General features: G+C 67.2%; 27 protein-coding genes and 2 tRNA genes. 17 read left to right on the top strand and 12 right to left on the bottom strand.

The genetic code is table 11. The features are described from left to right. The 10 genes from dnaA to IT072_RS00050 all read left to right on the top strand — a co-directional run bounded on the left by dnaA (position 1) and on the right by IT072_RS00050 (position 10,974). Positions 1–1,425 carry a chromosomal replication initiator protein DnaA gene (gene dnaA, locus IT072_RS00005; protein WP_223358746.1) on the top strand — a complete coding sequence of 475 codons (1,425 nt, stop codon included), beginning with the start codon at positions 1–3 and terminating at the stop codon, positions 1,423–1,425. A 426-nt stretch (positions 1,426–1,851) separates the two neighbouring features. Beyond that, positions 1,852–2,997: a DNA polymerase III subunit beta gene (gene dnaN, locus IT072_RS00010; RefSeq protein ID WP_223358748.1), complete on the top strand. Its 1,146-nt coding sequence runs from the start codon at positions 1,852–1,854 to the stop codon at positions 2,995–2,997. Between the two features lie 35 nt (positions 2,998–3,032). Next, positions 3,033–3,920: a phosphogluconate dehydrogenase (NAD(+)-dependent, decarboxylating) gene (gene gnd / locus IT072_RS00015; protein WP_223358750.1), complete on the top strand. Its 888-nt coding sequence runs from the start codon at positions 3,033–3,035 to the stop codon at positions 3,918–3,920. Between the two features lie 14 nt (positions 3,921–3,934). Further along, a complete protein-coding gene (gene recF, locus IT072_RS00020) occupies positions 3,935–5,101 on the top strand; it encodes a DNA replication/repair protein RecF (protein ID WP_223358752.1) in 1,167 nt (388 codons plus the stop codon). After that, positions 5,094–5,609, top strand: coding sequence for a DUF721 domain-containing protein (locus IT072_RS00025; protein WP_223358754.1), 516 nt, complete (start codon positions 5,094–5,096; stop codon positions 5,607–5,609). Before recF ends, IT072_RS00025 begins: the two co-directional genes overlap by 8 nt. A 123-nt stretch (positions 5,610–5,732) precedes the next feature. After that, entirely contained in the window at positions 5,733–7,742 is a 2,010-nt protein-coding gene (gene gyrB, locus IT072_RS00030) for a DNA topoisomerase (ATP-hydrolyzing) subunit B (RefSeq protein ID WP_223358756.1), read from the top strand. A gap of 43 nt (positions 7,743–7,785) precedes the next feature. Then, the gene (gyrA, locus tag IT072_RS00035) at positions 7,786–10,344 is read left to right on the top strand and encodes a DNA gyrase subunit A (protein ID WP_223361030.1); all 2,559 of its coding nucleotides are present in this window, start codon (positions 7,786–7,788) and stop codon (positions 10,342–10,344) included. Next, on the top strand, positions 10,334–10,747 hold the full coding sequence (locus IT072_RS00040; RefSeq protein WP_025159241.1) for a DUF3566 domain-containing protein: 414 nt from the start codon (positions 10,334–10,336) through the stop codon (positions 10,745–10,747). The genes gyrA and IT072_RS00040 overlap by 11 nt, the downstream gene beginning before the upstream one ends. A gap of 66 nt (positions 10,748–10,813) precedes the next feature. After that, positions 10,814–10,890: transfer RNA gene (locus IT072_RS00045), tRNA-Ile, on the top strand. A gap of 11 nt (positions 10,891–10,901) precedes the next feature. Continuing rightward, positions 10,902–10,974 (top strand) — tRNA-Ala (locus IT072_RS00050). Between the two features lie 7 nt (positions 10,975–10,981). Here IT072_RS00050 and IT072_RS00055 read toward each other — a convergent pair. Continuing rightward, positions 10,982–11,446, bottom strand: coding sequence for an Lrp/AsnC family transcriptional regulator (locus IT072_RS00055; protein ID WP_223358757.1), 465 nt, complete (start codon positions 11,444–11,446; stop codon positions 10,982–10,984). Between the two features lie 93 nt (positions 11,447–11,539). Here IT072_RS00055 and IT072_RS00060 point away from each other — a divergent pair, with 93 nt between their 5' ends. Beyond that, positions 11,540–11,971 (top strand): rhodanese-like domain-containing protein, encoded by a 432-nt coding sequence (locus tag IT072_RS00060; protein ID WP_223358758.1) that lies wholly within the window; start codon positions 11,540–11,542, stop codon positions 11,969–11,971. Positions 11,972–11,989: 18 nt separating this feature from the next. Here the strand turns inward: IT072_RS00060 and IT072_RS00065 are convergent, their stop codons facing one another. Beyond that, positions 11,990–12,853 carry an Fpg/Nei family DNA glycosylase gene (locus IT072_RS00065; protein WP_223358760.1) on the bottom strand — a complete coding sequence of 288 codons (864 nt, stop codon included), beginning with the start codon at positions 12,851–12,853 and terminating at the stop codon, positions 11,990–11,992. Positions 12,854–12,900: 47 nt separating this feature from the next. On the opposite strand from IT072_RS00065, the gene IT072_RS00070 reads away from it, so the two are divergent. After that, complete coding sequence (locus IT072_RS00070; RefSeq protein WP_223358762.1) at positions 12,901–13,317, top strand: NUDIX hydrolase; 417 nt, start codon at positions 12,901–12,903, stop codon at positions 13,315–13,317. 19 nt (positions 13,318–13,336) lie between these two features. Here the strand turns inward: IT072_RS00070 and IT072_RS00075 are convergent, their stop codons facing one another. Both IT072_RS00075 and IT072_RS00080 read right to left on the bottom strand, forming a co-directional pair. Further along, complete coding sequence (locus IT072_RS00075) at positions 13,337–13,537, bottom strand: PspC domain-containing protein (protein WP_223358764.1); 201 nt, start codon at positions 13,535–13,537, stop codon at positions 13,337–13,339. Between the two features lie 108 nt (positions 13,538–13,645). After that, positions 13,646–14,188, bottom strand: a complete 543-nt coding sequence (locus IT072_RS00080) for a hypothetical protein (RefSeq protein ID WP_223358766.1) — start codon at positions 14,186–14,188, stop codon at positions 13,646–13,648. 124 nt (positions 14,189–14,312) lie between these two features. On the opposite strand from IT072_RS00080, the gene IT072_RS00085 reads away from it, so the two are divergent. After that, a complete protein-coding gene (locus tag IT072_RS00085) occupies positions 14,313–14,852 on the top strand; it encodes a peptidylprolyl isomerase (RefSeq protein WP_223358768.1) in 540 nt (179 codons plus the stop codon). 168 nt (positions 14,853–15,020) lie between these two features. After that, positions 15,021–15,713, top strand: a complete 693-nt coding sequence (locus IT072_RS00090) for a rhomboid family intramembrane serine protease (RefSeq protein ID WP_223358769.1) — start codon at positions 15,021–15,023, stop codon at positions 15,711–15,713. Between the two features lie 246 nt (positions 15,714–15,959). On the opposite strand, the gene IT072_RS00095 is transcribed toward IT072_RS00090, so the two are convergent. Further along, a complete protein-coding gene (locus IT072_RS00095) occupies positions 15,960–16,211 on the bottom strand; it encodes a cell division protein CrgA (protein WP_223358771.1) in 252 nt (83 codons plus the stop codon). Positions 16,212–16,275: 64 nt separating this feature from the next. Here IT072_RS00095 and IT072_RS00100 point away from each other — a divergent pair, with 64 nt between their 5' ends. From IT072_RS00100 to IT072_RS00110, 3 genes are read left to right on the top strand one after another with little or no spacing between them, the layout of a single operon-like run. After that, positions 16,276–17,103, top strand: coding sequence for a class E sortase (locus IT072_RS00100; RefSeq protein WP_223358773.1), 828 nt, complete (start codon positions 16,276–16,278; stop codon positions 17,101–17,103). Between the two features lies 1 nt (position 17,104). Next, the gene (locus tag IT072_RS00105; RefSeq protein WP_223358775.1) at positions 17,105–17,263 is read left to right on the top strand and encodes a hypothetical protein; all 159 of its coding nucleotides are present in this window, start codon (positions 17,105–17,107) and stop codon (positions 17,261–17,263) included. Continuing rightward, positions 17,260–17,898, top strand: coding sequence for an anthranilate synthase component II (locus IT072_RS00110; protein WP_223358776.1), 639 nt, complete (start codon positions 17,260–17,262; stop codon positions 17,896–17,898). The genes IT072_RS00105 and IT072_RS00110 overlap by 4 nt, the downstream gene beginning before the upstream one ends. A 60-nt stretch (positions 17,899–17,958) precedes the next feature. On the opposite strand, the gene pknB is transcribed toward IT072_RS00110, so the two are convergent. From pknB to IT072_RS00145, 7 genes are all read right to left on the bottom strand, one after another. Then, positions 17,959–19,653: a Stk1 family PASTA domain-containing Ser/Thr kinase gene (gene pknB / locus IT072_RS00115; RefSeq protein WP_223358778.1), complete on the bottom strand. Its 1,695-nt coding sequence runs from the start codon at positions 19,651–19,653 to the stop codon at positions 17,959–17,961. A 91-nt stretch (positions 19,654–19,744) separates the two neighbouring features. After that, positions 19,745–21,451: a protein kinase domain-containing protein gene (locus tag IT072_RS00120; protein WP_223358780.1), complete on the bottom strand. Its 1,707-nt coding sequence runs from the start codon at positions 21,449–21,451 to the stop codon at positions 19,745–19,747. Further along, positions 21,448–22,902: a peptidoglycan D,D-transpeptidase FtsI family protein gene (locus IT072_RS00125; RefSeq protein ID WP_223358781.1), complete on the bottom strand. Its 1,455-nt coding sequence runs from the start codon at positions 22,900–22,902 to the stop codon at positions 21,448–21,450. The genes IT072_RS00120 and IT072_RS00125 overlap by 4 nt, the downstream gene beginning before the upstream one ends. Before the next feature lie 3 nt (positions 22,903–22,905). Then, positions 22,906–24,318, bottom strand: coding sequence for an FtsW/RodA/SpoVE family cell cycle protein (locus IT072_RS00130; RefSeq protein ID WP_223358782.1), 1,413 nt, complete (start codon positions 24,316–24,318; stop codon positions 22,906–22,908). After that, complete coding sequence (locus IT072_RS00135) at positions 24,302–25,555, bottom strand: PP2C family protein-serine/threonine phosphatase (protein WP_223358783.1); 1,254 nt, start codon at positions 25,553–25,555, stop codon at positions 24,302–24,304. Before IT072_RS00135 ends, IT072_RS00130 begins: the two co-directional genes overlap by 17 nt. Before the next feature lie 2 nt (positions 25,556–25,557). Continuing rightward, positions 25,558–26,160: an FHA domain-containing protein FhaB/FipA gene (locus IT072_RS00140; RefSeq protein WP_223358784.1), complete on the bottom strand. Its 603-nt coding sequence runs from the start codon at positions 26,158–26,160 to the stop codon at positions 25,558–25,560. After that, positions 26,157–26,897 carry an FhaA domain-containing protein gene (locus IT072_RS00145; RefSeq protein WP_223358785.1) on the bottom strand — a complete coding sequence of 247 codons (741 nt, stop codon included), beginning with the start codon at positions 26,895–26,897 and terminating at the stop codon, positions 26,157–26,159. Before IT072_RS00145 ends, IT072_RS00140 begins: the two co-directional genes overlap by 4 nt. Between the last annotated feature and the right edge of the window lie 49 nt (positions 26,898–26,946).

Consider the following 26,946-nt stretch of genomic DNA (forward strand, 5'->3'; position numbering starts at 1 on the left):
ATGGCAGGCGGCGAAGAGTCCATTTCTGCGGCATGGCAGTCCGTGCTCGGAAAGCTCGAGACGGACGACCGCATCACCCCTCAGCTCTATGGATTCCTCAGCTTGGTCGAGCCCAAGGGCATCATGGCCGGCACCTTCTATCTGGAGGTGCCGAATGAGTTCACGCGCGGGATGATCGAGCAGCGCAGCCGCGTCCCCCTCCTGAGCGCGATCGGCGCCCTCGACGAGGCCCTCGCCGTCAACACCTTCGCCATCGTCGTGAATCCCGAGATCCAGCAGGAGACGATGGCCGGCCCGGCCGAGCCGGAGCCCGCCCCCTATCTCGAGAACGCATCGCCGAATGTGTCGCCGCCGACCGAGATCACCGCACCGCCGCGCAACGGCGACACGCGCCTCAACTCCAAGTACAGCTTCGACAACTTCGTCATCGGCCAGTCCAACCGGTTCGCCCATGCGGCCGCCGTCGCCGTCGCCGAGGCGCCCGCGAAGGCCTACAACCCCCTCTTCATCTACGGCGACTCCGGCCTCGGCAAGACCCACCTCCTCCACGCCATCGGCCACTACGCGATGAGCCTCTACCCGGGGATCCGCGTCCGGTACGTGTCGAGCGAGGAATTCACGAACGACTTCATCAACTCGATCGCGAACAACCGCGGCTCCTCGTTCCAGGCGCGCTACCGCAATATCGACATCCTCCTGATCGACGACATCCAGTTCCTGCAGCGCGCGGTGGAGACGCAGGAAGCCTTCTTCCACACCTTCAACACCCTCCACGACCACAACAAGCAGGTGGTCATCACCAGCGACCTGCCGCCGAAGCACCTCACCGGCTTCGAGGACCGCATGCGCTCGCGGTTCGAGTGGGGCCTGATCACCGACGTCCAGGTGCCCGACCTCGAGACCCGTATCGCGATCCTCCGCAAGAAAGCGCAGAGCGAGAAGATCCAGGTTCCCGACGACATCCTGGAGTTCATGGCCTCGAAGGTGTCGAGCAACATCCGCGAGCTCGAGGGCACGCTCATCCGTGTCACGGCCTTCGCAAGCCTCAACCGCACGCCGGTCGACATGCCCCTGGTGCAGACGGTCCTCAAAGACCTGATCACGCTCGACGACGACAATGTGATCGCGCCGACCGACATCATCACCAACACCGCGGAGTACTTCAAGCTCAGCGTCGACGACCTCTACGGCTCCAGCCGATCGCAGGCGGTGGCGACCGCGCGCCAGATCGCGATGTATCTCTGCCGCGAGCTGACGAACCTGTCCCTGCCCAAGATCGGACAGCTCTTCGGCGGCCGCGACCACACGACGGTGATGTACGCCAACAAGAAGATCAGCGAGCTCATGAAGGAGCGGCGCTCGATCTACAACCAAGTGACCGAGCTCACCAGTCGGATCAAGCAGAACCACCGCTACGGCAAGTAGCCCTCCGGCGCGCGACGCGCCGTCGAGATCCGAACAGTTATCCACAATTTCGTCCCCAGAGTGGGGAGAGATCGTTATTAACACGTGTGGATAACTTGTGGAGAAGCTCCGGAAAGTCGGCCGATTAATGGGGACGAACTGTCGAGGGCTGTGAAAAGCCGCTCGGAGCGGTCGAGCTCGCTCGGCTTGTGAACAAGCGGATTCCTCAGGTCATCAACAAGTCCCACAGCTGTAGATCCCTGTGATCTCCTGGTCTCAACAGAGTTATCCACAGTTTCCACAGCGGTTAACACGATTATTCATTAACCCTTCTCAGTTAAGGCCGGCCGACAACCTCAAGCGCTCGGTCGAATCACAATTTCTCGCTCAGAAGGCAAGCGCTAGGATTCTTTCGATCCGTATCCGTCGGCTGGCAGGGGTGTCTTCGTGAAGTTCCAAGCAAACCGGGATGTCTTCAGCGAGGCCGTCTCCTTCGCAGTGAAGCTCCTCCCGCAGCGGACGACACTGCCCATCCTGAGCGGCGTACTCATCGAGACGACGGACACCGGCCTCCAGCTGTCGTCGTTCGACTACGAGGTGTCGGCGCAGACCGAGATCCCGGCCGACGTCGAAGAACCGGGTCGCGTGCTCGTCTCGGGTCGACTGCTGGCCGAGATCGCGGCCAAGCTGCCGAACGCCCCCGTGCGGTTCTCGACGGACGACTCCAAGATCAGCGTGCGAGCCGGATCCGCCAACTTCACGCTGCTCTCCATGCCGGTCGAGGAATACCCGAGCATCCCGCAGGTGAGCGGGGACGCGGGGCTGGTCCCGGCGGAGGAATTCGCCGAGGCCGTCGCCCAGGTGGGCGTCGCCGCGTCCCGGGACGATGTCACCCCGGTCATCACGGGTGTGCAGCTCGAGGTGGGGGACAACACCCTCGGTCTCGTCGCCACTGACCGCTACCGCGTGGCCATCCGCCAGATCGACTGGGACAACGGCACCACCTCCGGGGAGGCCCAGACTGCGCTCGTCCCCGCCCGCACGCTGACAGAGATCGGCAAGACCTTCGGTCACAGCGGAACGGTCTCCGTCTCGATCACCAACCGCGACGACCGTGAGCTGATCGCCTTCACCGCGGACAAGAAGACCGTCACCTCGCTCCTGATCAAGGGCAACTTCCCGCCCGTGCGCCGGCTCTTCCCCGAGCAGGTCGACAACTACGCGGTGCTCAACACCGCCGAGCTCATCGAGGCGACCCGACGTGTCGCCCTCGTGCTGGAGCGCGAAGCCGCGCTCCGCTACACCTTCACCGCCGACGGACTGACGCTGGAAGCGATCGGCTCCGAGCAGGCTCAAGCATCCGAGAGCATCGACGCTCTCCTCACAGGCCAGGAGACGGTGGTTTCGCTGAAGCCGCAGTTCCTGCTCGATGGTCTCGGTGCCGTGCACTCCGAATTCGTGCGCATCTCTTTCACCAAGACCGAGAACCCCAACAAACCGGGACCTGTGCTCATCACGAGCCAGACCTCCAAGGACCAGGCGGGCTCGGACTCCTACAAGTACCTGCTGCAGCCCAACCTGCTCCTGCGCTAGGAACGGTCCCACTCCACGAGAGAAGAAGGACAATCATGCACATCGGCCTCATCGGTCTCGGACGTATGGGCAACAACATGCGCGCCCGCCTCGAGAAGAACGGCATCGAGGTCACCGGCTACGACACCAACCCCGCGGTGTCGGATGTCCCGACCCTGGCCGAGCTGGTCGCCGCGCTCCCCGCGCCGCGCACGGTGTGGGTCATGGTCCCGGCCGGCGAGATCACCGACTCCGTCATCCGCGACCTGGAGCCGCTCCTCGAGAAGGGCGACCTCGTCATCGACGGTGGGAACTCGCGCTTCACCGAGGACTTCAAGCACGCCGAATTGCTCGCGCCCAAGGGCGTCGACTTCATGGACGCCGGCGTCTCCGGCGGTATCTGGGGGCTCGAGAACGGCTACGGCCTGATGGTCGGCGGCTCCAAGGAGCAGGTCGAGCGGGTCATGCCGGTCTTCGACGCGCTGCGTCCGGAGGGCCCGCGCGAGGAGGGCTTCGTCCACGTGGGCGATGTCGGCGCCGGCCACTACGCGAAGATGGTCCACAACGGCATCGAGTACGCGCTCATGCAGGCGTACGCCGAGGGCTACGAGCTGCTGGACACGCGGAAGGACATCATCCACGACGTCACCGGCACCTTCAAGGCCTGGCAGCGCGGAACCGTCGTGCGCTCCTGGCTCCTCGATCTGCTGGTGCGCGCTCTCGAGCAGGACCCGGAGTTCGAACACATCGAGGGCTACGTGCAGGACTCGGGCGAGGGCCGCTGGACCGTGGAGGAGGCGCTCAACAACGCCGTTCCGGTTCCGACGATCAGCGCCTCGATCTTCGCGCGCTTCGTCTCCCGTCAGGAGGACTCGCCCGCGATGAAGGCTGTCGCCGCGCTGCGGAACCAGTTCGGCGGCCACGCGGTGAAGGCCGTCGACTGACGAGCTAACCCTCTGTGCGAGTTACACATCTCTCCCTGACCGACTTCCGCAACTATCGCACTGCGGAGGTGCCGTTCGCGGCCGGCGCGAATCTGTTCGTCGGCCGCAACGGCCAGGGCAAGACGAATCTGGTCGAGTCGCTCGGCTACCTGAGCACCCTCGGGTCGCATCGGGTGTCGAGCGACCAGGCCATGATCCGCAAAGGGGCGGACTCCGCGATCGTGCGTTCCCGCATCCAGCACGAGGGGCGTGAACTCCTCGTCGAAGTGCAGCTGAACCGCGGGACGCCCAACCGAGCGCAGGTCAATCGCGCGGCGATCAAGCCACGCGAGCTGCCGCGATACTTCTCGAGCGTGCTGTTCGCCCCCGAAGACCTCTCCCTGGTGCGCGGGGAGCCGGGGATCCGCCGGCGGTTCCTCGATCAGCTGCTCATCCAGCGGAACCCGCGGTTCGCCGGCGTGATCGCGGACTACGAGCGCGTGCTCAAGCAGCGCAACACCCTCCTGAAGTCGGCGCGTGCGTCGCGCGTCAAAGCCGACCAGCTCGGGACGCTCGACATCTGGGACGACCGGCTGATCTCCCTCGGCGCCGAGCTCATCGACGCGCGTCTGGATCTGATCGCGCGACTCAGCGACCCGCTCGTCGCGGCGTATCGCTCGGTCGCCGGGGACGATCACCATCCCCGCCTCCTCCCACAGCTGACCATCCGTGGCGCGCATGTCGAGGACGACGAGGACGGTGACGCCGACGTTGTAACCGACTCGTCTGGTTTCGAGACGGCGGAGCTCTTCCGCCAGGCGCTCACCGCGGTGCGACCCACGGAGCTCGAGCGCGGGTTGACGCTCGTCGGACCGCATCGTGACGATCTACTCTTCGAGCTCAATGGCCTGCCCGCGAAGGGCTACGCGAGTCACGGCGAGTCGTGGTCCTTCGCCCTTGCGCTGAAGCTCGCCTCGGCCGAGCTGCTGCGGCACGAGTCGACCACAGGGGACCCGGTCCTCATCCTCGACGATGTTTTCGCGGAGCTCGACCAGACCCGGCGCCGGATGCTCGCAACCGCCGTAGGAGGTTACGAGCAGGTGCTCATCACCGCGGCCGTCTACGACGACGTACCCGAGGCGCTGGCCGCGCACACCGTGCGGATCGAGGCGGGGGCGGTGGTGGAGGCGACCGATGCCTGAGCGGACCGGGGCGTCCGGCGCACCGGCGCCGTTGGATGAGGCGTCGAGCGTCTACCTCCGCATGAAGGAGCTCTTCACGGGGACGCCGTCGCGCAGACGTCGCACAACGGTGCGGCAGGACGAGGTCGGCGGCAGCAAGCCGTTCGGCTCGGGCCGCGACCCGCGCGGGCTCGGGGACGTCGTCGACGCTCTCGCCGCTCAACTGGGCTGGACCTCCGCTCTCGCGCAGTCCGACCTCCTCGAGGGGTGGCGCGAACTCGCCGGCGAGGAGACCGCGAGACACGCCGTCCCGGATGCCATCACCGACGGGGTCCTCGTCGTGCGCTGCGAGTCGACCGCGTGGGCGACGCAGCTCCGGATGATGCGCCAGGAGCTGCTGGTGCGCATCGGTGAACGGTTCCCTGAGGCCGACATCCAATCGATCCGGTTTCAGGGGCCGGACGCCCCCTCGTGGAAACGTGGTCCCAGGTCGATTCCAGGGCGCGGCCCACGCGACACTTACGGTTGAGTGCACAAAAGAGGTAGACCGAGCGAAGAAAACGCGTCAGAAGGGCATTTTCCGCCATTTCCCCATTCCGCCCACGGTAGAATGGAGAGTCACTGTTGAGTGCGGTCAGGAGCCTAATTTCATATGACGATGGAACCGAACGGGACCGAGGCGGAACACGACTACGGCGCGAATGAGATCCAGATCCTCGAGGGTCTCGAAGCCGTCCGCAAGCGACCCGGAATGTACATCGGTTCCACTGGTCCCCGCGGTCTGCACCACCTGGTCTACGAGATCGTCGACAACTCGGTCGACGAGGCGCTCGCCGGTCACGCGGACAACATCGAGGTGACGATCCTCCCGGACGGCGCGGTGCGCGTGTTCGACAACGGCCGTGGCATCCCCGTCGACGAGCACCCGGTGCAGAAGAAGTCGACCGTGGAGGTGGTGCTCACCATCCTGCACGCCGGAGGCAAGTTCGGCGGCGGCGGGTACGCGGTCTCGGGCGGCCTGCACGGTGTCGGCAGCTCGGTGGTCAACGCGCTGTCCTCCCGGCTCGACGTCGAGGTGCGCCGCCAGGGCTTCTCCTGGCACCAGAGCTACCGGAACGGCGTGCCGGAGGCCCCGCTCGCGCAGGGCGCGCCGACCGACGAGACCGGCACGACCATCACCTTCTGGCCGAGCACGGACACCTTCGAGACCGTCGTGTTCGACTACGACACCCTGCGCACCCGTTTCCAGCAGATGGCGTTCCTCAACAAGGGGCTGCGCATCGCGATCACGGACGAGCGCGCCCCGGAGATCGTGCCCGTGGAAGGGGAGGTCGACGAGGAAGGCGAGGAGTTCACCGCTCGCAGTGAGGTCTTCCTCTACGAGCAGGGTCTCACCGACTACGTTCACTACCTCAACTCGGCCAAGAAGGCGGAAGTCGTGCACGACGAGATCATCTCGTTCGAGTCCGAGGACACGGAGCGCAAGATCGCCCTCGAGGTCGCCATGCAGTGGACGACGAGCTACAACGAGAGCGTCTTCACCTACGCCAACACCATCAACACCCACGAGGGCGGAACCCACGAAGAGGGTTTCCGCGCCGCGCTGACCACGCTGGTGAACAAGTACGCGCGTGAGAAGAACATCCTCAAGGAGAAGGACGACAACCTCTCCGGCGACGACGTGCGCGAGGGTCTCACCGCGGTCATCTCGGTGAAGCTCTCCGAGCCGCAGTTCGAGGGGCAGACCAAGACGAAGCTCGGCAACACGGAGGCGAAGGCGTTCGTGCAGAAGGTCGTCGGCGACCAGCTCTCCGACTGGTTCGATCGCAACCCGAACCAGGCCAAGGAGATCATCCGCAAGGCGCTGCAGGCAGCGACCGCCCGCATCGCCGCCCGCAAGGCGCGTGAGACCGCGCGCCGCAAGGGACTGCTCGAGAGCGGCGGGATGCCCGGCAAGCTCAAGGACTGCCAGTCGAAGGACCCGACGCTCTCCGAGATCTTCATCGTCGAGGGCGACTCGGCCGGCGGCTCCGCGGTGCAGGGCCGCAACCCCGAGACGCAGGCGATCCTCCCGCTCCGCGGCAAGATCCTCAACGTCGAGAAGGCCCGGCTCGACCGCGCCCTCGCGAACAACGAGGTGCAGGCGATGATCACCGCTTTCGGCGCGGGCATCGGCGAGGACTTCAACCCCGAGAAGGCGCGGTACCACAAGATCGTGCTCATGGCCGACGCGGACGTCGACGGCCAGCACATCACCACGCTGCTGCTCACGCTGCTGTTCCGCTACATGCGGCCGATGATCGAGCTCGGCTACGTCTACCTGGCGCAGCCGCCGCTCTACCGGCTCAAGTGGTCGAACGCCGAGCACGAGTACGTGTACTCCGACCGCGAGCGCGACACGTTCCTGTCGGACGGCCTCGCCGCCGGCAAGCGCATCCCGAAGGACAACGGCGTGCAGCGCTACAAGGGTCTCGGCGAGATGGACTACAAGGAGCTGTGGGAGACCACCATGAACCCGGAGACGCGCACGCTGCTCCAGGTGACGCTCGACGACGCGGCCGCCGCCGACGAGATCTTCGCCACACTGATGGGCGAGGACGTCGAGTCGCGCCGCTCGTTCATCCAGACGAACGCGAAGGACGTGCGGTTCCTTGACATCTGACGAATCGACGCCCGACGAGAACGGCACCACGGGAGAGAACATCGTGACGGACGAAGAGAACGCCGGCGCCGCTTTCGGCGTCCACGGCAAGATCGACCAAGTCGATCTGCAGTCGGAGATGAAGCGCTCCTACCTCGACTACGCCATGAGCGTCATCGTGGGTCGCGCGCTTCCGGAGGTGCGCGACGGCCTGAAGCCGGTGCATCGCCGTGTGATCTATGCGATGTTCGACGGCGGTTACCGTCCTGACAAGGCGTTCTCGAAGTGCGCCCGTGTGGTCGGCGACGTCATGGGCCAGTTCCACCCGCACGGCGACTCCGCGATCTATGACGCCCTCGTGCGTCTGGTGCAGCCGTGGAGCCTCCGCTACCCGCTCGCGCTCGGCCAGGGCAACTTCGGCTCGCCGGGCAACGATGGCGCGGCTGCCCCGCGGTACACCGAGACGAAGATGGCGCCGCTCGCGCTCGAGATGGTCCGCGACATCGACGAGGAGACCGTCGACTTCCAGGACAACTACGACGGCCGCACCCAGGAGCCGGCCGTGCTCCCGAGCCGGTTCCCGAACCTGCTGGTCAACGGTTCGGTCGGCATCGCGGTCGGTATGGCGACCAACATCCCGCCGCACAACCTGCGCGAGGTCGCGGACGGCGCGCTCTGGCACCTGGCGCACCCGGAGGCGTCCCGCGAGGAGCTCCTGGAGGAGCTGATCAAGCGGATCAAGGGACCGGACTTCCCGACCGGCGCGCAGATCCTGGGTGTCAAGGGCATCCAGGACACCTACCGCACCGGCCGCGGCTCCATCACGATGCGCGCCGTGGTCAGCATCGAGGAGATCCAGGGCCGCGTCTGCCTGGTGGTCACCGAGCTCCCTTACCAGGTCAACCCCGACAACCTCGCGATCAAGATCGCGGAGCTGGTCAAGGACGGCCGCGTCGGCGGCATCGCCGACATCCGCGACGAGACCTCGGGTCGCACCGGGCAGCGCCTCGTCATCGTGCTCAAGCGCGACGCGGTGGCGAAGGTCGTGCTCAACAACCTGTACAAGCACACGCAGCTGCAGGAGAACTTCGGCGCCAACATGCTGGCGATCGTGGACAAGGTGCCCCGCACACTCGCACTCGACGGCTTCATCACCGCCTGGGTCGACCACCAGATCGAGGTCATCGTCCGCCGTACCCGGTTCCGTCTCCGCAAGAAGGAGGAGCGGGCCCACATCCTGCGCGGCTACCTCAAGGCGCTCGACGCGCTCGACGAGGTCATCGCCCTCATCCGTCGCTCGCCGACCGTGGAGGACGCCCGCGAGGGGCTCAAGTCGCTGCTCGACGTCGACGACATCCAGGCCGACGCCATCCTCGCGATGCAGCTGCGCCGTCTCGCCGCGCTCGAGCGCCAGAAGATCATCGAGGAGCACGACCAGATCGAGCTCGAGATCGCGGAGCTCAAGGCGATCCTCGAAGACCCGGCGCGCCAGCGCACGATCGTGAGCGAGGAGCTCGCCGAGATCGTCGAGCGGTTCGGCGACGACCGTCGCACGGAGATCATGTTCGGCTTCGACGGGGACATGAGCGTCGAAGACCTCATCCCCGAAGAGGAGATGGTCGTCACCGTCACCCGCGGCGGTTACATCAAGCGCACCCGCAGCGACAACTACCGTTCGCAGCACCGCGGCGGCAAGGGAGTGAAGGGCGCGCAGTTGCGCGGCGAAGACGTCGTCGACCACTTCTTCGTCACGACCACGCACCACTGGCTCCTCTTCTTCACGAACAAGGGCCGGGTCTACCGTGCGAAGGCGTACGAGGTGCAGGAGGCCGGCCGCGACGCGAAGGGCCAGCACGTCGCCAACCTGCTCGCGATGCAGCCGGACGAGGAGATCGCCGAGATCCTGGACATCCGGGACTACGAGGCGGCGAAGTACCTGGTGCTCGCCACCCGCGACGGCCTCATCAAGAAGACCGCACTGAGCGAGTACGACACGAACCGCTCCGGCGGCATCATCGCGATCAAGCTCCGCGAGGAGGACGAGCTCGTCTCGGCGCTGCTGGTGGAAGAAGACTCGGACCTGCTTCTCGTCTCGCGCAAAGGAATGTCCATCCGCTTCACCGCCTCCGACGACGCGCTGCGCCCGATGGGCCGCTCGACCTCCGGAGTGATCGGCATGCACTTCCGCGGAGAGGACAGCCTGCTCGACGCCTCCGTGGTCTCCGACGAGGGATACGTCTTCGTGGTGACCGAGGGCGGATACGCGAAGCGCACCTCCGCTGACCAATACCGGCTCCAGAACCGCGGCGGTCTGGGCATCAAGGTCGCCAAACTGAGCGATGATCGGGGCGATCTCGTGGGTGCCCTGATCGTCGAGGAGGACGACGAGGTCTTGGTGGTTCTTGCCAGCGGCAAGGTGGTACGCTCTGCCGTGGCCGAGGTACCCGCCAAGGGCCGTGACACCATGGGTGTCGTCTTTGCACGTTTCGCCGAGTCCGACAAGATCATCGCTCTGGCGAAGAACACCGAGCGCAACCTCGATTCGCAGGATCCAGCCGATGACCAGTCTGATGGGTCAGAATCGGAGGCCGTCGGGAAGGAAGAGACCGTAGATGAGCAGTAGCGTCGCCGAGAAACTGGCCAAGAAGTCGTCGCGCCGGCCCGCATCCTCCAAGCAGGTGCGGCTCAAGCTGGTGTACATCGACTTCTGGTCGACCGTGAAGCTCTCGTTCCTCGCCGGCATCTGCCTCGCGATCATCGCGATCGTCGGAACCTTCCTGATCTGGACCGTCCTCGACCGCACCGGGATCTTCGACCAGGTGAACAGCCTGGTGAAGGACATCTCCGGTGCCGGCGGCGGCGACCTGCGCGCCGTGCTCGGGCTGGGCCAGGTGATGGGCTTCTCGCTCGTGGTGGCCATCCTCGACATCGTCGTGGTGACCGCTCTCGGCGCGGTCTTCGCACTCCTCTACAACCTCTCGGTGAAGATCACAGGCGGCCTGCTCGTCGGCTTCACCAACAACTGAACGGCGGGGTCTACTCGATTTCGTTTGCGGTGACAGATCGGTTATTCTCTTATCTGTTGCCCATTCGGGGATATAGCTCAGGCGGTTAGAGCGCTTCGCTGATAACGAAGAGGTCCGAGGTTCAAGTCCTCGTATCCCCACCATCCACCCACCCGGGGCCTTAGCTCAGTTGGTAGAGCGCCTGCTTTGCAAGCAGGATGTCAGGAGTTCGAATCTCCTAGGCTCCACCCTCACTCACTCGCTCGGCGGTTCGATCGGCCGGGCCGGGAACGGACTCGAGTACGCGATGCTCGTCGTCACGCTGCCGAGGGTTCCGATCGTGCCGCTCACCCGTTCGAGGTGGCGCATGGATGTGGCCACCACTTTCAGGATGAAGCAGTCGTCGCCGGTGACGTGGTGGGCTTCCACGACCTCGGGTGTCCCGGCGAGCAGATCGTGGAGCGGGCCGTAGACGCTGCTCGGGTAGCGGAGGCGCAGATAGGCCAGGATGCCGTACCCCAGGCGTTCCGGATCGACGACGGCACGATAGCCGGTGATGACCCCGGCATCCTCCAACCGGCGGACGCGTTCGGCGACCGCACTGCCCGACATGTGGACGGTGCGCGCCAGCTCGGCGATGGACTGCCGGCCGTCGCGCTGCAGCTCGCTGAGCAGGGAACGGTCGACGGCATCGACCTCGAACGGCGGATTCGCGGGCATGAGGCGATTCTTCCACGCGATTCACGGTGTCGTCCGGCGAACGCCGTTCAAATCCCGTTCAGTTCGCAGTGCGACCGCTCTAGCGTTGTGTGCATGACGAACACGACCGAGGCCTCGCGCCATTTCGCCGCCAAGCTCCGCTTCGAGACGGATCCCTCCGACGTGCGTGCCGCTCAGGAGGCGGGGGAGCGGTTCGCACTGATCGACACCCGTGGGGAGGCCGCGTGGAGGCAGGGGCGGGCGATCGGTGCGATCCACCTCCCGACCGCGGAGATCGCCGAGCGTGTCGCGCGGGTGGTCGAGCCCGGCACTCCGGTGGTCGTCTATTGCTGGGGTCCGGGATGCAACGGCTCGACCAAGGCCGCTCTCGCGTTCAGCCTGCAAGGTTACGAGGTGCGCGAGATGATCGGCGGCTTCGAGTACTGGGCGCGGGAAGGGCTGCCCGTGGAAGACGACCACGGCGACGTCACGCGCGCGGCGGACCCTCTGACGGCACCGGTCGACGGGGTGAGCTGCGCCTGCTGACGCCTGAAGCCGTGCCGCTCACTTCACGAGCCGGGAGAGCACGCGATCCGCGAGCGGCTTGCCACCCGTCTGGCAGGTGGGGCAGTACTGGAGAGTGGAGTCGGCGAAGATGACCTGGCGGATCGTGTCCCCGCACACTGGGCAGGGCTCGCCGGTACGACCGTGGACGCGCAGCCCCGACTTCTTCTCGCTCTTGAGCTCCGAAGCGGCGAGACCGTCGGCACGGGCGAGCGCCTCCCGGAGAGTCGACTGCATCGCGTCGTAGAGCCGATCGAGCTCGTCGTCCGACATGGCGGCCGGCTTGAACGGCGACATCAGCGCCGCATGCAGGATCTCGTCCGAGTAGGCGTTGCCGATGCCGGCGATCACCGACTGATTGCGCAGCACGCCCTTGATCTGCGCGCGGCCCTGCCCGGCGAGGATCCTCGCGAACGCGTCGCGCGTGAAAGACGCGTCGAGCGGGTCCGGACCGAGTCGCGCGATGCCAGGGACGTCCGACGGATCCCGCACCACGGAGATCGACAGGCTCTTCTTCGTGCCGGCCTCGGTGATGTCGAGGCCGGAGCCGTCGTCGAGCACGAGGCGCGCGGCGAGAGGCCCTTTTCCCGGGCGACCGGACGGAGGCGGCGGAGGGGTCTCGCGCCACCGGATCCACCCCGCTCGCGCCAGATGGAGGACGACGTGGAGGTCGCCCGCCGAGATGTCGAGGAACTTGCCGTGCCGCGAGACGCCCGCGATGGTGAGGCCATGCAGCGCTTCCACCGGCGGATCGAACGTCTTCAGCGCCGCGAAAGCGGAGATCGTCAGCCGGTCGATGACGCGTCCGGTCAGCCGCGCGTTCAGATCGGCGGCGAGGGCGGTGACTTCCGGCAGTTCGGGCACCACCCCATACTGCTCCTCTCCGCCGACAACGGCAGTAGGGTGTCGCCATGGATATCAGGGTCGCCGCGTACGGCGTCATCGTGGACGACGGTCGCATCCTGCTCGCCCACTGGAACGAAGGCGGACGTTCGGGATGGACGCTGCCGGGCGGCGGCATCGATCCCGGTGAGGATCCGGTGGATGCCGTCGTGCGTGAGATCGCGGAGGAGACCGGCTATGCGGCGGACGCCGGAGATCTGCTCGGCATCGATTCCAAGGTGGTCCCGGCGGAGCAGCGGTTCACACCGGACGCCGGACCATTGCATGCGCTGCGCATCGTCTACCGGGCAACGGTCGTGGGCGGCACGCTGGCGAACGAGCGGGACGGGTCGACGGACGAGGCGGCGTGGTTCCGGCTCGACGCCATCCCGAACCGGCGGGTCGATCTCGTCGACGTGGCGCTCGGCCTGGCCGGCCTGCGCTGAGCCGGGGGCTGCGAGCCGATCAGACGGTGACGACGTCGCGTCGTTCGCTCGGGATGATGATCCACATCGCGATATAGGCGATGAACTGCGGGCCCGGAAGCAGGCACGAAAGCAGGAAGAGCACGCGGACCGTCGTCGGCGTCAGGCCGAAGCGTTGAGCGAGGCCCGCGCAGACGCCGCCGAGGACGCGGCCGTGGAGGGGACGCTGGAGGATGTTCATGTCTCCAGCTTCGCCGCCCTCGCACCGATCCGCTATCGGGGTAACCCCCGAACGCACCCCGAGACCCCGTCCCGTCGGGACGAGGTCTCGGAGAGGTGAGTCGTGGTGCTACTCAGCGGCGGGGGCCGTGGGCTCCTCGTCGGCGACCCACAGCTCGTCGTCGGCGCGGAACGTCTGCCAGACCGCGTAGAGCACGCCCACGGCGGCGATGGCTCCGAGGCTGATGGCGACGATGGTGCCGGCACCCGGGCCGCTCTTCTTCGCAGGCACCTTCACCTTGCGGGTGATCTCCTTGCGCGCCTTGGCGAAGTCGCCGCTGAAGGCCGCGGCGCGAGCGGCGCGAGCGTGGTCCACCACCGAGAGGGCCGTACCGACCGCGGATCCGACGGCGGGGATGACATCGCCGACGAAACGATCGCGTGCCGCGCCCGCGACCTTGCCAGCGGTCTCTGCGGCCGGGCGCACGTACGAGTCGTAGCCCTCACGAACGCGCGGTGCGATCTCCTCGCGGGTGTAGTAGGCGGCCTGCTTGCGGGCTTCGGCAGCCACGGAGTTCGCGTGCGCGAGCACCTCCTGCTGCTGCCCCCACAGCTCTTCCGCGCTGCTGCGCAGGCGCTTGAGCTCCTTCTTGCGCTTCCGTGTCAGGCTCATCCTGGACCTCCATTGCGTCGGAATAGCGAACCGACTCCATCTTGCCACCGAAAGGGCTGGGGATGGACCGAGAGGTGAAGTCCTCTGCGGATAACCAGCTAACCCCCTGTGTAAGAATTGGGCCATGTCTAAGCACACCGCCGTCGCCACGCTCCACACCAACTACGGAGACATCAAGGTCAACCTCTACGGCAACCACGCGCCGAAGACGGTGCGCAACTTCGTCGGCCTGGCGACCGGTGAGATCGAGTGGACCCACCCGGCGACCGGCGAGAAGACCAGCACGCCGCTCTACGACGGCGTGATCTTCCACCGCATCATCCCCGGCTTCATGATCCAGGGCGGCGACCCGCTCGGCCAGGGAATCGGCGGACCGGGCTACCAGTTCGACGACGAGATCAACCCCGAGCTCGACTTCACGCAGCCGTACATCCTCGCCATGGCCAACGCCGGAATCCAGGGCGGCCGCGGCACCAACGGCTCGCAGTTCTTCATCACCGTCGGACCGACCACGTGGCTGCAGGGCAAGCACACCATCTTCGGCGAGGTCGCGGACGACGCGTCGCGCAAGATCGTCGACAAGCTCGCCGAGGTGCCGACCGACGCACGTGACCGGCCGCTCGACGACGTCGTCATCGAGTCGGTCGAGATCGAGCAGGTCTGAGACCGGACGGGCGAGTCAGCGGAGATGTCTCAGCCCGTCGACGCGCGAGCGAGTTACTGCTATCGGCATCCGGACCGCGTCAGCTATGTGTTGTGCCAGCGCTGCGGGCGCACGATCTGCGGTGAGTGCCAGACGCAGGGTGCCGTCGGCGTCGTCTGCCCGGAGTGCATGGCCGAGCAGCGCGCCACCGCGCCGAAGACCAAGCCGGCCTGGATCCCCCGGCTGACCGGTCAGGGTGCTCCTGTCGTCACCTACGCGATCATCGCGGTGTGCGCGGTCGTGTTCATCCTGCAGTCGCTGCCGGTGATCGGGTCCGAGGTGACCCGTGCCATCCAGTACGCCGGCGTCTACTCGGATCCGCGGGCGTTCGAGCCGTGGCGTCTGCTGACGTCCGTGTTCGCCCACGCGAGCATCATCCACATCCTGCTCAACATGTACACGCTGTGGATCTTCGGCAGCGTCCTCGAGCCGATGCTCGGGAGGCTGCGCTTCCTCGGCCTGTTCCTCATCAGCGGGTTCGCGGGGTCGGTCGGCGTGCTGATGCTGAGCAGTCCCCTGCAGCCGGTGGTCGGCGCGTCCGGGGCCATCTTCGGCATGTTCGGCGCCTTCTTCATCATCCAGCGGAGGCTCGGCGGCAATGCCACGCAGATCCTCGTGCTGGTGGCGCTCAACATCGGCATCGGATTCCTGCCCGGTCTCAACATCGCGTGGCAGGCGCACGTCGGTGGGTTGATCGGGGGCATCCTGGTGGGGCTCATCTACGTGGAGACGCGCAAGCCCTCCCGGCGCAGACTCCAGCTGCCGCTGGTCATCGTGCTGTGCCTCCTGCTGATCGCGCTGAGCCTGATCCGCTTCCTCTGATCCGTGTCGTCGAGCGGTCGTCCGCATTTCCCACAAGGCGTGGATAAGTTATCCACAGGGTTGTTAACAGTGGGGATAATTACACAGATGTAACTCTCCACAGGCTTATTAACACTGGGGAGAACGAGTAACAGTTCGTTGTCCTCAGTGTGGACAACAGCATGTGGATAACTGTGGAAACGAAGAAGCCCGGTCCAGAGCGGACCGGGCTTCTCGACGCGCAGCGTCACAGGCGGGGGAGCGGCGTCACCGCCACCGGGTGGTCATGAGGAAGCCGATGAAGGCGATGCCGAAACCGACGAGGATGTTCCACGCGCCGAGGGCGGGGATGGGGTACTGGTTCTGGCTGACATAGAAGACGATGATCCACACCAGGCCGAGCAGCATGAAGCCGAACATCACCGGCTTGAACCACACCGGGTTCGGCGCCTCCTCTCCGGAGGCGGAGGCGATCCGCGCGCTGCGCTCGGGCTTGGTCTTCGTCTTGCTGCGTGCCATAGCACAACAGTGTAGCGGGACCGGTCTGGGCGTTCCGCCAGCTTTTCCTCCTAGAATCTCCCATATGGCGGACCCGACCGAACCCGAGCTGCGTCGCCCGCGCGGAACCGAGCGTCGTGGCGGCCGGAGCCGGGGCACGAAGCAGCGCAAGCCGCACCGACGGCCCACCGTCGTCGGCGTGCTCGGCGAGATCCTCATCACGGCCGGTGTGCTCGTCCTGCTCTTCCTCGGCTGGCAGATGTGGTGGAACAACCTCGTCGTCGACAAGCAGCAGAGTTCTGCGGCCGCCAGCCAGAGCCAGCAGTGGATCGATGACGCTCTGAAGGCGCCGAAGCCGACTCCGACACCCGATGAGAACGGGAAGATCGACATCCCGGTGATGGCGAAGCCGGCCGACTACCAGGCCTTCGCGGTCATCTACATCCCGCGTCTCGGGGCCGACTGGAAGCGGACGATCCGCCAGACCGTCGACGTCGAGAAGGTCCTCAACAGCTACACCGCCGGCGTCGGGCACTACGCCGACACCCAGATGCCCGGCCAGATCGGCAATTTCGCCGTCGCCGGCCACGACAGCGGGTGGGGCAACACATTCATCGACCTGTCGAAGCTGCACATCGGCGACAAGATCTACGTGCAGACGCAGGACGGCTGGTACACCTACGTGTTCCGCAACTTCGAGTACGTGCAGCCGTCGGCCGTGCAGGTGCTCCTGCCCGTCCCTCGGCAGCCCGAGGCGACACCGACGGAGCGGCTCATGACGATCACGACGTGCAACCCGCCGTTCGCGGCCGGGGAGCGGCTCATCGCCTACAACGTCTTCGACAACTACGCACCGCCCCAGGACGTTCCGAGCGAGATCGCCGCCGTCGTGGGCGCCGGCCAGGGAGGCTGACATGTACGCAGCGCTGTGGCGCATCCTGCCGGGACCGGTGTGGGTGCGCATCCTCATCCTGCTGGTCCTCGTGGTCGCCATCCTGTTCGTCCTGGTGACCTGGGTCTTCCCGTGGGTGGATTCGCTCTTGGGTCCACAGGAAGGTACCGTGGGGCCGTGACCCGCGTACTCGTCATCGACAACTACGACAGCTTCGTCTACACGCTGAACGGCTACCTCCGGGAGCTCGGCGCGCAGACGGAGGTCGTGCGCAACGACGACATCGCCACGGCCGACATCCCGGCACGTCTCGCCGAGTACGACGCGGTGCTGATCTCACCCGGACCGGGCACGCCCGCGGACGCCGGCATCTCGATCCCGGTGGTCGAGCAGGCCCTCGCGACCGGCCAGCCTCTGCTCGGAGTCTGCCTGGGGCACCAGGCGATCGCCGAGGCGTTCGGTGGGGTCGTCACCAACGCCGAGGAGCTGATGCACGGCAAGACGTCGCAGGTCGGGCATGACGACAGCACGCTCTTCGATGGCGTCCCCCAGCCGTTCACCGCGACGCGATACCACTCGCTCGCGGTCGTGGACGGCACGCTCCCCGAGGAGCTCGTCGTCACGGCACGTACGCCGGGCGGCGTCATCATGGCTCTGGAGCACCGCGAGGCGCCGATCTACGGTGTGCAGTTCCACCCGGAGTCGGTGCTCACCGAGGGCGGCTACCGGATGCTCGGCAACTGGCTCGAGGTCGCCGGACTGGCCGGTGCGGCCGAGGCGTCACGCGCCCTGAACCCGCTGGTCAAGTTGGGCTGAGACCGCTCGACTCGGAGGGCCGGGCCTTCTCGCTGCGCACGGCGCAGGCGTGCGGCCGGCTCAGCCCGAGCAGTAGGTCAGATCGACCGTCGAACCCTGTGGGACATCGCCCGGGGCGACCGATTGCGAGTGCACCAACGGGGCGCCAGTGTCCTGCGGGCACGATGAGTCGGGTTTCGGGTTCGCCGTGAGCCCGAGCTGCGAGAGGATGCCTGTCGCAGCCTGGATGGTCTGCCCCGTGAGGTCGGAGAGCGTCACTTTGCCGCTCGAGATCGTGAGCGAGACCGGGTCGCCCTCGTGCGCGTTCCCCGGCGACGTCGGGTCTGTGGAGATGACGATGTTCGCGGCCACCGACGACGAGTTCTCCGAGGTGACGGGACCGACGGTGAGGCCCGCCGCCGTGATGGCGGCCTTGGCGGCATCCAGTGTCATGTTGTGGACGTCGGGGACGCTCACGGTCTTCTTGCCCGTCGAAACGAACAGGTTGATCGTGTCACCCGTCGCGACGACGATGCCCGCACCGGGGTCGCTGCGGATGATCTGGCCCTCGGGATAGGTCGAGCTCGTCTCGGTGGTCTGCGTCCACTTGAGCTTCATCTTCTCGAGGGCGGCGGTGGCCTGGTCGACCGTCTGCCCGGAGAGACTCGGCACGGTGCGCGACGTCTCGGGCATGGTCGTCGTGGGGGCGAGGCGCAGCACCCAGGCGAGCACGGCGACGATGACCACGGCCATCACCGCGATGCCGGCCCAGATCCAGATGACCGGAGGGCGGCGCTGGGTGCGCGTCATCGTCTGGTCCTCGGCGAGCTGGCGGAACGCGGCCTCCGGGCCCGACACCGAGCTCGGCGGGGCGCCGAACAGCGTCTCGGCGAACTCGTCGGTCTCCTTGTGGACGGGAACGCGGCCGGCGGCGGCCTCCTCGAGGTCGGCGCGGAACTCGGCGACCGTCTGGTAGCGCTCGAAGCGGTCCTTGGTCAGCGCGCGCGCCACGACCACGTCCATCGCGGGCGAGACCTTGGGGTTGAGCGTGCTGGGCGCGACCGGCGTCTCGCTCACGTGCTGGTAGGCGACCGCGACCGGGGTGTCTCCCCGGAACGGCGGGCGGCCGGCGAGCATCTCGAACAGGACGACGCCGGTCGAGTAGAGGTCGGTGCGGGCGTCGACGGACTCGCCCTTCGCCTGCTCCGGCGAGAAGTAGCTCGCCGTGCCGAGCACGGCGGTGGTCTGCGCGACGGTCGCCGAGGAGTCGCTGATCGCCCGTGCGATGCCGAAGTCCATCACCTTGACCTGGCCGGTCTTGGTGATCATCACGTTGCCCGGCTTGATGTCGCGGTGAACGACCCCGGCGCGGTGGGAGTACTCGAGGGCCGTCAGGATGCCCTCGGTGATCCGCACGGCCTCCGAGACCTCCAGCGGCCCCTTCTTGATGAGGTCTTTCAGGAGGATGCCGTCGACGAACTCCATCACGATGAACGGGAGCTGGGCCTCGTGGCCGTTGGGCTCGTGCACCGTCTCCTCGCCGGCGTCGAAGACGCGGACGATCGTGGGGTGCGCCATGCGGGCGGCGGCCTGGGCCTCCTGGCGGAAGCGTGTGCGGAAGGCCGGATCCGTCGCGAGCGAGGGCTTCAGCAGCTTGATCGCCACGGTGCGCCCGAGACGCGTGTCGGTGCCGCGGTGCACGTCGGACATGCCCCCGCGCCCGACCAGTTCGCCCAGCTGATATCGGCCTGCGAGCAGGCGGCTATCTGGGCTCAATGCGGACTCCTTCTCAGGCGGTGGCTGTCGGCTAGTGTAGCGGGCTGATTCTGAATGTCTCCCTCGTGCGGGGGCCGTCAGACGATCGCGGTCACGGCGTCGGGGGCGTCGGCGTGCTGCTCGGGTTGATCACGTAGTCGACGGTCGGCGACTGCGCCGACTCCACGGATTCGCCGCAGAAGATCGTGTACGAGAGCTTGTAGGTGCCGGCCGAGGTCGGCGCCCACACGGTCGAGTTGCCGGACGTCGGCGTCTGCTGGGCACCGTTCACGTAGAGTGCCCGGCCGACCAGGTTCTGGCCGGCGGGGCAGGCCGCCGAACCGAAGCTGACGGTGATCTGCGTGGCCGGGTTGGTGAGCGACTGCGGCGACGACGGGTTGGCCGAGACGGTGTCCGTCGGGGTGGGGATGGCCGCGACATCGCCGTAGACCTGCACCGTGACCGTCGAGCCCTTCGGCACCGGGCCGGTCGGGTTCACGCGGTAGACCGTGTTGACCTGTTCCTTGGAGGTCGCCGCGGAGCCTGTCTGCACATCCGCGACCATGCCGAGGTTCTGGAGCATCTGACGGGCCTCGTCCGCGGTCTTGCCGAGGAAGTCGCTCTCCGTGATCTGCGCCGTGTTGGCAGTGGGCGTGGGGGTCGGCGTCGTCGGCTTGGTCGTCGGCGTCTGGCTCGTGGTGGAGGTCTGCGTCGGCTTCGTACCGCTCGGCTGTGCGACCAGCGCGATGATCGTGCCGATCAGGACGAGAGCCAGCAGGGCGATGAGAGCGATCAGCGGCCACGTCCACGGGCTGCGCTTCTTCTCCTCGACCGGCTCCTTCGCCTCCGCCTGCGTCGTCTGAGCCGCGGTGGCCGCCGACGGGAGCACGGTGGTCGACTGCGTCGGCGAGGTCGGCGACGACGGCATCAGCATCGTGGCGGCGTCGGCCGCGGCGACCCCGCCGAGGATGGCGGGAACGGACGCGGCAGCGGCGCGCACGTCGCCGCGGCGCAGTGCCTGGGCGGCGCGCGCGAGGTGGGCGGCGGAAGCCGGCCGGTCCGCCGGGTTCTTCGCGATGCAGGCGAAGACCAGGTTGCGCACCGGTTCGGCGACGGTCGCCGGGAGCTCCGGCGGCGCCTCGTTGATCTGCGCCATCGCGATCGCGACCTGCGACTCGCCGGTGAAGGGGCGACGGCCGGCGAGGCACTCGTACGCCACGATACCCAGCGAGTAGATGTCCGTGGTGGGCGATGCGGGGTGACCGGACGCCTGCTCCGGCGACAGGTACTGCACGGTGCCCATGACCTGGCCGGTGGCGGTGAGCGGGACCTGGTCGGCGATGCGGGCGATGCCGAAGTCCGTGATCTTGACACGGCCGTCGGGCGTGATCAGCAGGTTGCCCGGCTTGATGTCGCGGTGCACCAGGCCGGCGGCGTGGGCGGCATGGAGCGCCGCGGCGGTCTGCGCGACGATGTCGAGCGTGCGGTCGGTGCTGAGCACGTGCTCCCGCTCGAGGATGCTCGAGAGCGCCTCACCGGGGACGAGCTCCATGACGAGGTAGGCGCTGCCCTCCTCCTCGCCATAGTCGTAGACGTTAGCGATGCCCTCGTGGTTGACGAGCGCGGCGTGGCGGGCCTCTGCGCGGAAGCGTTCGAGGAACCCGGGGTCGCCGAGGTACTCGTCCTTGAGGATCTTGATCGCCACCGTGCGGCCGATCACGAGGTCGGTGGCCTGCCACACCTCGCCCATGCCGCCGATCGCGATGCGCGACTGCAGCTCGTAACGTCCTCCGAAGGTGAGCCCTGCTGTGGGTCTCATTTATTCAGCACCGCCTCTAGTACTTTTCTCGCGATCGGAGCGGCGATCGAATTGCCCGTGCCGCTCTGACCCCGTCCACCGCCATCTTCAACGACTACCGCAACCGCGAACCGAGGGTCGTTCGCCGGTGCGAACCCGGTGAACCAGAGCGTGTACGGCTCATCGTCGCCGTTCTGCGCCGTCCCCGTCTTCCCGCCGACCTGGACCCCGTCTATTCTTGCATTGCTGGCCACTCCCTCATTGACGCCGTCGACCATCATCTGCTTGATCGTGTCGGCGTTCTCCTGGGACATCGGCTGCGAGAGCTCCTTCGCCTGGAAACTCTCGATGGTCTGCAGATCCGAGCTGCGGATCGAGTCGACCAGGTTCGGGTACATCAGCTTGCCGCCGTTGGCGACCGCGGCCGACACCATCGCCATCTGCAGCGGGGTGGCCTTGTCGTCCTTCTGGCCGAACGACCCGAGTGCGCGGAACGCCGGGTCCTCGTAGAGCGGGTAGACGCTCTTCTCGACCGGGATCGGGATCTTCAGCGACTGGTTGAAGCCGAATTTGTCGGCCTGGTTCTTGATGGTCTGCGCGTCCAGCTGCATCCCGAGCTCGGCGAACGGGATGTTGCAGGAGAGGATCTGCGCGGTCGCGATGGAGACGGTCTCGCCGGAGCCGCAGGTGGTCAGCGAGTCGTTCTTCACGATGGTGGGGGAGCCGGGCAGCTGCAGCGACGCCGGGTTCGGCAGCTGGCTGTCCTTCGTGTACGTGCCGGTGCCGAAAGCGGTGGCGCTCATGACGGGCTTGAAGGTCGACCCAGGCGGGTTGAGGTCGCCGCCGATGGTGCGGTTGATCAGGGGGTCGCCGGACGCGTCGAGCAGCTGCTGGTACGTGGAGTTGACCGCCTCCGTGTCGTGCGAGGCCAGCACGTTCGGGTCGTAGGTGGGCTTGGACACCATTGCGAGGATGCGACCCGTCTTCGGCTCCATCAGCACGACGGCGCCCTGGTAGTCGCCGAGCGCATCCCACGCGGCCTGCTGCGCGACCGGGTCGATGGTCGTCTCGACCGAGGCGCCCTGGGGGTTCTTGCCGGTGAGGATCGAGTTGATCCGGTCGAAGAACTGCGAGTTGGAGGTGCCGCTCAGCTGCTCGTCGAGCGCGCCCTCCAGGCCCGTGGCTTCGCCGTTGATCGGGTAGAAGCCGGTCACCGCCGAGTACAGCGGACCGTTGCTGTAGACGCGCTGCCACTTGTAGACGTCCTTCGCGGCGACCGACTGCGCGATCGGCTGGCCGGCGACGAGGATGGCGCCGCGCTGGGACGCGTAGCTGTCGTTGCGGGCGCGCGTGTTGCGGGCGTCGGCCGAGAGCGAGTCGGCCTGGAAGACCGTCAGGATGGAGGTCGACACGAGCAGGGCGACGAACATCGCCAGGACGATCATGCTGACGCGTTTGATCTCGCGGTTCATGGTCTAGCTCACCACCAAGCGGGGCTGGTTGCGGACGGTGTCCGACAGGCGCAGCAGCAGCGCGACGATGATCCAGTTCGCCACCAGCGAGGAGCCGCCGGCGGCCAGGAACGGCGTCGTCAGGCCCGTGAGCGGGATGACCCGGGTGACACCGCCGATCACGATGAAGCACTGCAGTCCGACAGTGAACGCGAGGCCCACGGCGAGCAGCTTGCCGAAGTCGTCCTGCCCGGCGAAGCCGATGCGCAGTCCGCGCGCGACGAACACGAGGTAGAGGGCGAAGATCGCGAACAGGCCGGCGAGGCCGAGCTCTTCGCCGATGCTGGCGATGATGTAGTCGCTCTGCGAGACCGGTGTGACCCAGGGCTGCCCCTGGCCCAGCCCGGTCCCGATGAGGCCGCCGTGCGCGAGACCGAAGAGCCCCTGCACCAGCTGGAAGCTTCCGCCGTCGGCGTCGTACACCTTCTGCGCGAACGGGTTCAGCCAGTTCTCGAACCGGTCGTGCACGTAGACCAGCACCTGGCTGGCCACGATCGCACCGCCGACGATGAGCAGGAGGCCGAGGATGACCCAGCTGATACGCGCCGTCGCGACGTACAGCATCACGAGGAAGAGCCCGAAGATGAGCAGGCCGGTGCCGAGGTCGCGCTGGAACACGATGACCGCCATCGACATGAGCCAGACGATGAGGATCGGGCCGAGGTCGCGGGCACGGGGGAAGCGGATGCCCAGGATCTTCGTGCCGACCATCGACAGCGAGTCGCGCGCCTGCACCAGGTAGCCGGCGAAGAAGATCGCGAGGCACAGCTTGGCGATCTCGCCGGGCTGGAAGCTGAACGGACCGATCCCGATCCACACGCGCGCCCCGTAGATCTCCTTGCCGATGCCGGGCAGCATAGGCAGCAGCAGGAGGATGAGCGCCGCGAAACCGAAGATGTACGTGTAGCGCTGGAGCACCCGGTGGTTGCGGATCACGATGATGACCGCGAGCGCGCAGACGATCGCGATGGCCGTCCAGGCGATCTGCTTGACGCCCGCGCTATCCCAGCCGTTGTCGCCGTAGTGGATGTCGATGCGGTAGATCTCGGCGATCCCGATCCCTGTCAGCACGGTCGCGATCGGCAGCAGGAAGGGGTCGGCCTGCGGGGCGACGAACCGCAGCGCGACGTGCATCCCGATCACCAGCACGGACAGGCCGGCGCCGAGGTAGACGAGCGTCAGGTCGACATGGCCGAGTGCGCCCAGCTGGACGAGCACGACGGCGGCCGCGTTGATCGCGCAGGCGATGAGCAGCAGGAACAGCTCCAGGTTGCGGAGCTTCGCGGGTAGGCGCAGCCGCTTGATCGGACCGGTGGCGGTCGTGGCCGCGGCCCGCGCGGCCGATCGTGACTCCGCGACGCTACTGTTTGACGGCATCGCTCAACTGCTCCACGATCGAACGGGCCGCCGCGAGGTCGTCGGCGTTGATGGTCTGCTTGACGAGCTGCTTGTCGTACTCCGGCAGGTCGTCCACCGTCACATCGGTCTGCTCGTAGACGTGCGACAGGCTGATCGGCCCCAGGTCCTGCTGCACGCCCTGGAAGATGGCGACCTTGCCGGCGCTCGACGCCCCGACGAAGAAGCGCGACTGGGTCCACTGATAGCCGATGAACGCGGCGGCGACGATCGCGAGCACGAGCACCACCAGGCCGACCATCCAGGTGGCGCGGCGGCGGCGTGCGCGGCGGGCGTCCTCCTCGATCAGCTCGTCGAGGTAGTCGTCGGACTGCGGCTCGAAATGCGTCGGCCCGGAGGCCGGGCGCACGGGATGCAGGCGGAGGGTCGGCAGGCGCGAGGCGCGCACGGCCGGCTTCGGCTCACTGCCGAACTGCAGCGGTGCCGCGGCCGAGCCGACGGTGATCGGATCCTTGACCACGTCGCCCGGCCCCGTGTCGGCGATGTCGAGGATGACGACGGTGACGTTGTCGGGGGCGCCGGCGTCGAGGCTCTGCTTCAGCAGGCGCTCGGCGACCTGCTTGGGCGCGTCGCGTGTGGCGAGCGCTGCCTGCAGGTCGTCGTTCTTGACCACGCCGCTCAGCCCGTCCGAACAGATCAGCCATCGATCGCCCGGCTTGGTGTCGAGCACCCAGGTGTCGATCTCGGGGGATGCATCGACGTCGCCCAGCACGCGCATCAGGACCGAGCGGCGGGGGTGCACCATCGCCTCCTCCTCGGTGATCCGGCCGCTGTCGACGAGGCGCTGCACGAACGTGTGGTCGATCGAGACCTGCTTCAGCTCGCCGTCGCGGAACAGGTAGATGCGCGAATCGCCGATGTGGGCGAGCGCGATCTGGTCGCCCACGCGGATCAAGGCGCTGACGGTCGTGCCCATCCCGGTGAGCTCGGGATGCTCGAACACCGTCTCGGCGAGCAGGGAGTTGGCGGCGATCATGGCGGATTGGAGGGCGAACTCGGCCTCCGTGGCGGTCGAGTACTCGACGTCGGCCTCGCGGATGCGGCCCACCGCGATCGCGCTCGCGACGTCTCCGCCGGCGTGCCCGCCCATCCCGTCGGCGACCACGAAGAGCCCATGACCCGCGTATCCGGAGTCCTGGTTGTTCGATCGGATCTTTCCGACGTGCGAGAGCGCCGCCGCCCGGTTCGTCGCTGCCACGGCTACCGTCGCAGCTCGAACGTGGTCGTCCCGATCTTGATCGGGGTGTCGAGCGGGACCTGGGTCGGGACCGTCACGCGGCGGCCGTCGAGGAACGTGCCGTTGGTGGAGTCCAGGTCCTGGATCATCCACTCGTCGTTCCAGAGCAACAGCCGGGCGTGGTGGGTCGAGGTGTAGTCGTCGCGGATGACGAGGCCGGACTCGCTGGAGCGGCCGATGGTGATGGGATCGCGGCCGAGCGGGAGCTCCGTGCCGGCCCGCGGGCCGGAGGTGATGACGAGACGATGCGCGGTCTGCACGCTCGCGTTGATGCCGCCGAGAGCGGCGTTCGCGCCGGACGGCAGGGACGACACGGGCGCGTGCCGCTGCACCGGCTCGGTCACGGCTGCTGCGGCGGCGGCGGGGGCGGCACCAGCGGCGGCGGCGGGGCCTCCGCCGGGGAAGGGGGAGGCCGGAGCGGCGGCGCCCTGCGCCTCCGGGAGCTTGCGCACGCGCTGGCCGAACAGGTCGGTGCGGAGCGCGTAGACGATGCCGAAGACGAACAACCAGAGCAGGAGCAGGAAGCCGAACCGCAGGACGAGCAGCGTCAGTTCGCTCGGGTTCACGAGGTGCTCCAGAAGTTGCCCACATCGTGGCGGCGGGTGGCGTCGTCCGGGGCGGAGGCGGGGCGGCCGGGCGCCGCCTGGGGCAGCACGCGGAACACGATGCGGGTGCGGCCGATCGTCACGACGGACTCCGGTTCCAGGATGCCCTTGCGTACCGGCTCTCCGTTCAGCTTCGAGCCGTTGGTGGAGCCGAGATCCTCGACCTGGGCGCGGTGGCCGTCCCACGTGATCATCACATGGCGGCGCGAGATCCCGGTGTCGTCGACGGTGATGTCGGCGTCGCTCCCACGGCCGACGACCGTGCGCGACCGGGTGATCGGGTAGTGGGTGCCGTTGATCTCGAGCACGGGAGTCCAGGCGACGTCGCCCTTCACGTTCTCCGAGTCGATCTGCAGCATCCCCACCGAGATGTCCGCGTCCTCCGCCAGCTCGATCGAGATCCCGCCGGCGAACTGGTAGTGCTGGCTCGTCGCGTGCTTCTGGACGAACGTGATGAGCTCGTCGGTCAGAGCGGCCCCCATGGAGCGCATCCGCTGGTAGTCGGCGGGCGACATGCGCAGCACGAAACGGTTGGGCGCGAGCACCCGGTCACGGGCGACCACGGCGGCCTTCGTGTCGAGCTCCTTGCGCAGCGCGCTGGTCAGCTCCACAGGCTGCAGACCGGAACGGAAGGTCTTCGCGAACGCGCCATTGACAGCGCGCTCGAGCCCCCGCTCGAAGTTGTCCAGTATGCCCACAGTCTCCCGCTCCCGGCTCGCCAGCTACATGCATGTTAGTCGGAACCCT

This window comes from Leifsonia sp. ZF2019 (assembly GCF_019924635.1).
Taxonomy (GTDB): Bacteria; Actinomycetota; Actinomycetes; order Actinomycetales; family Microbacteriaceae; genus Leifsonia.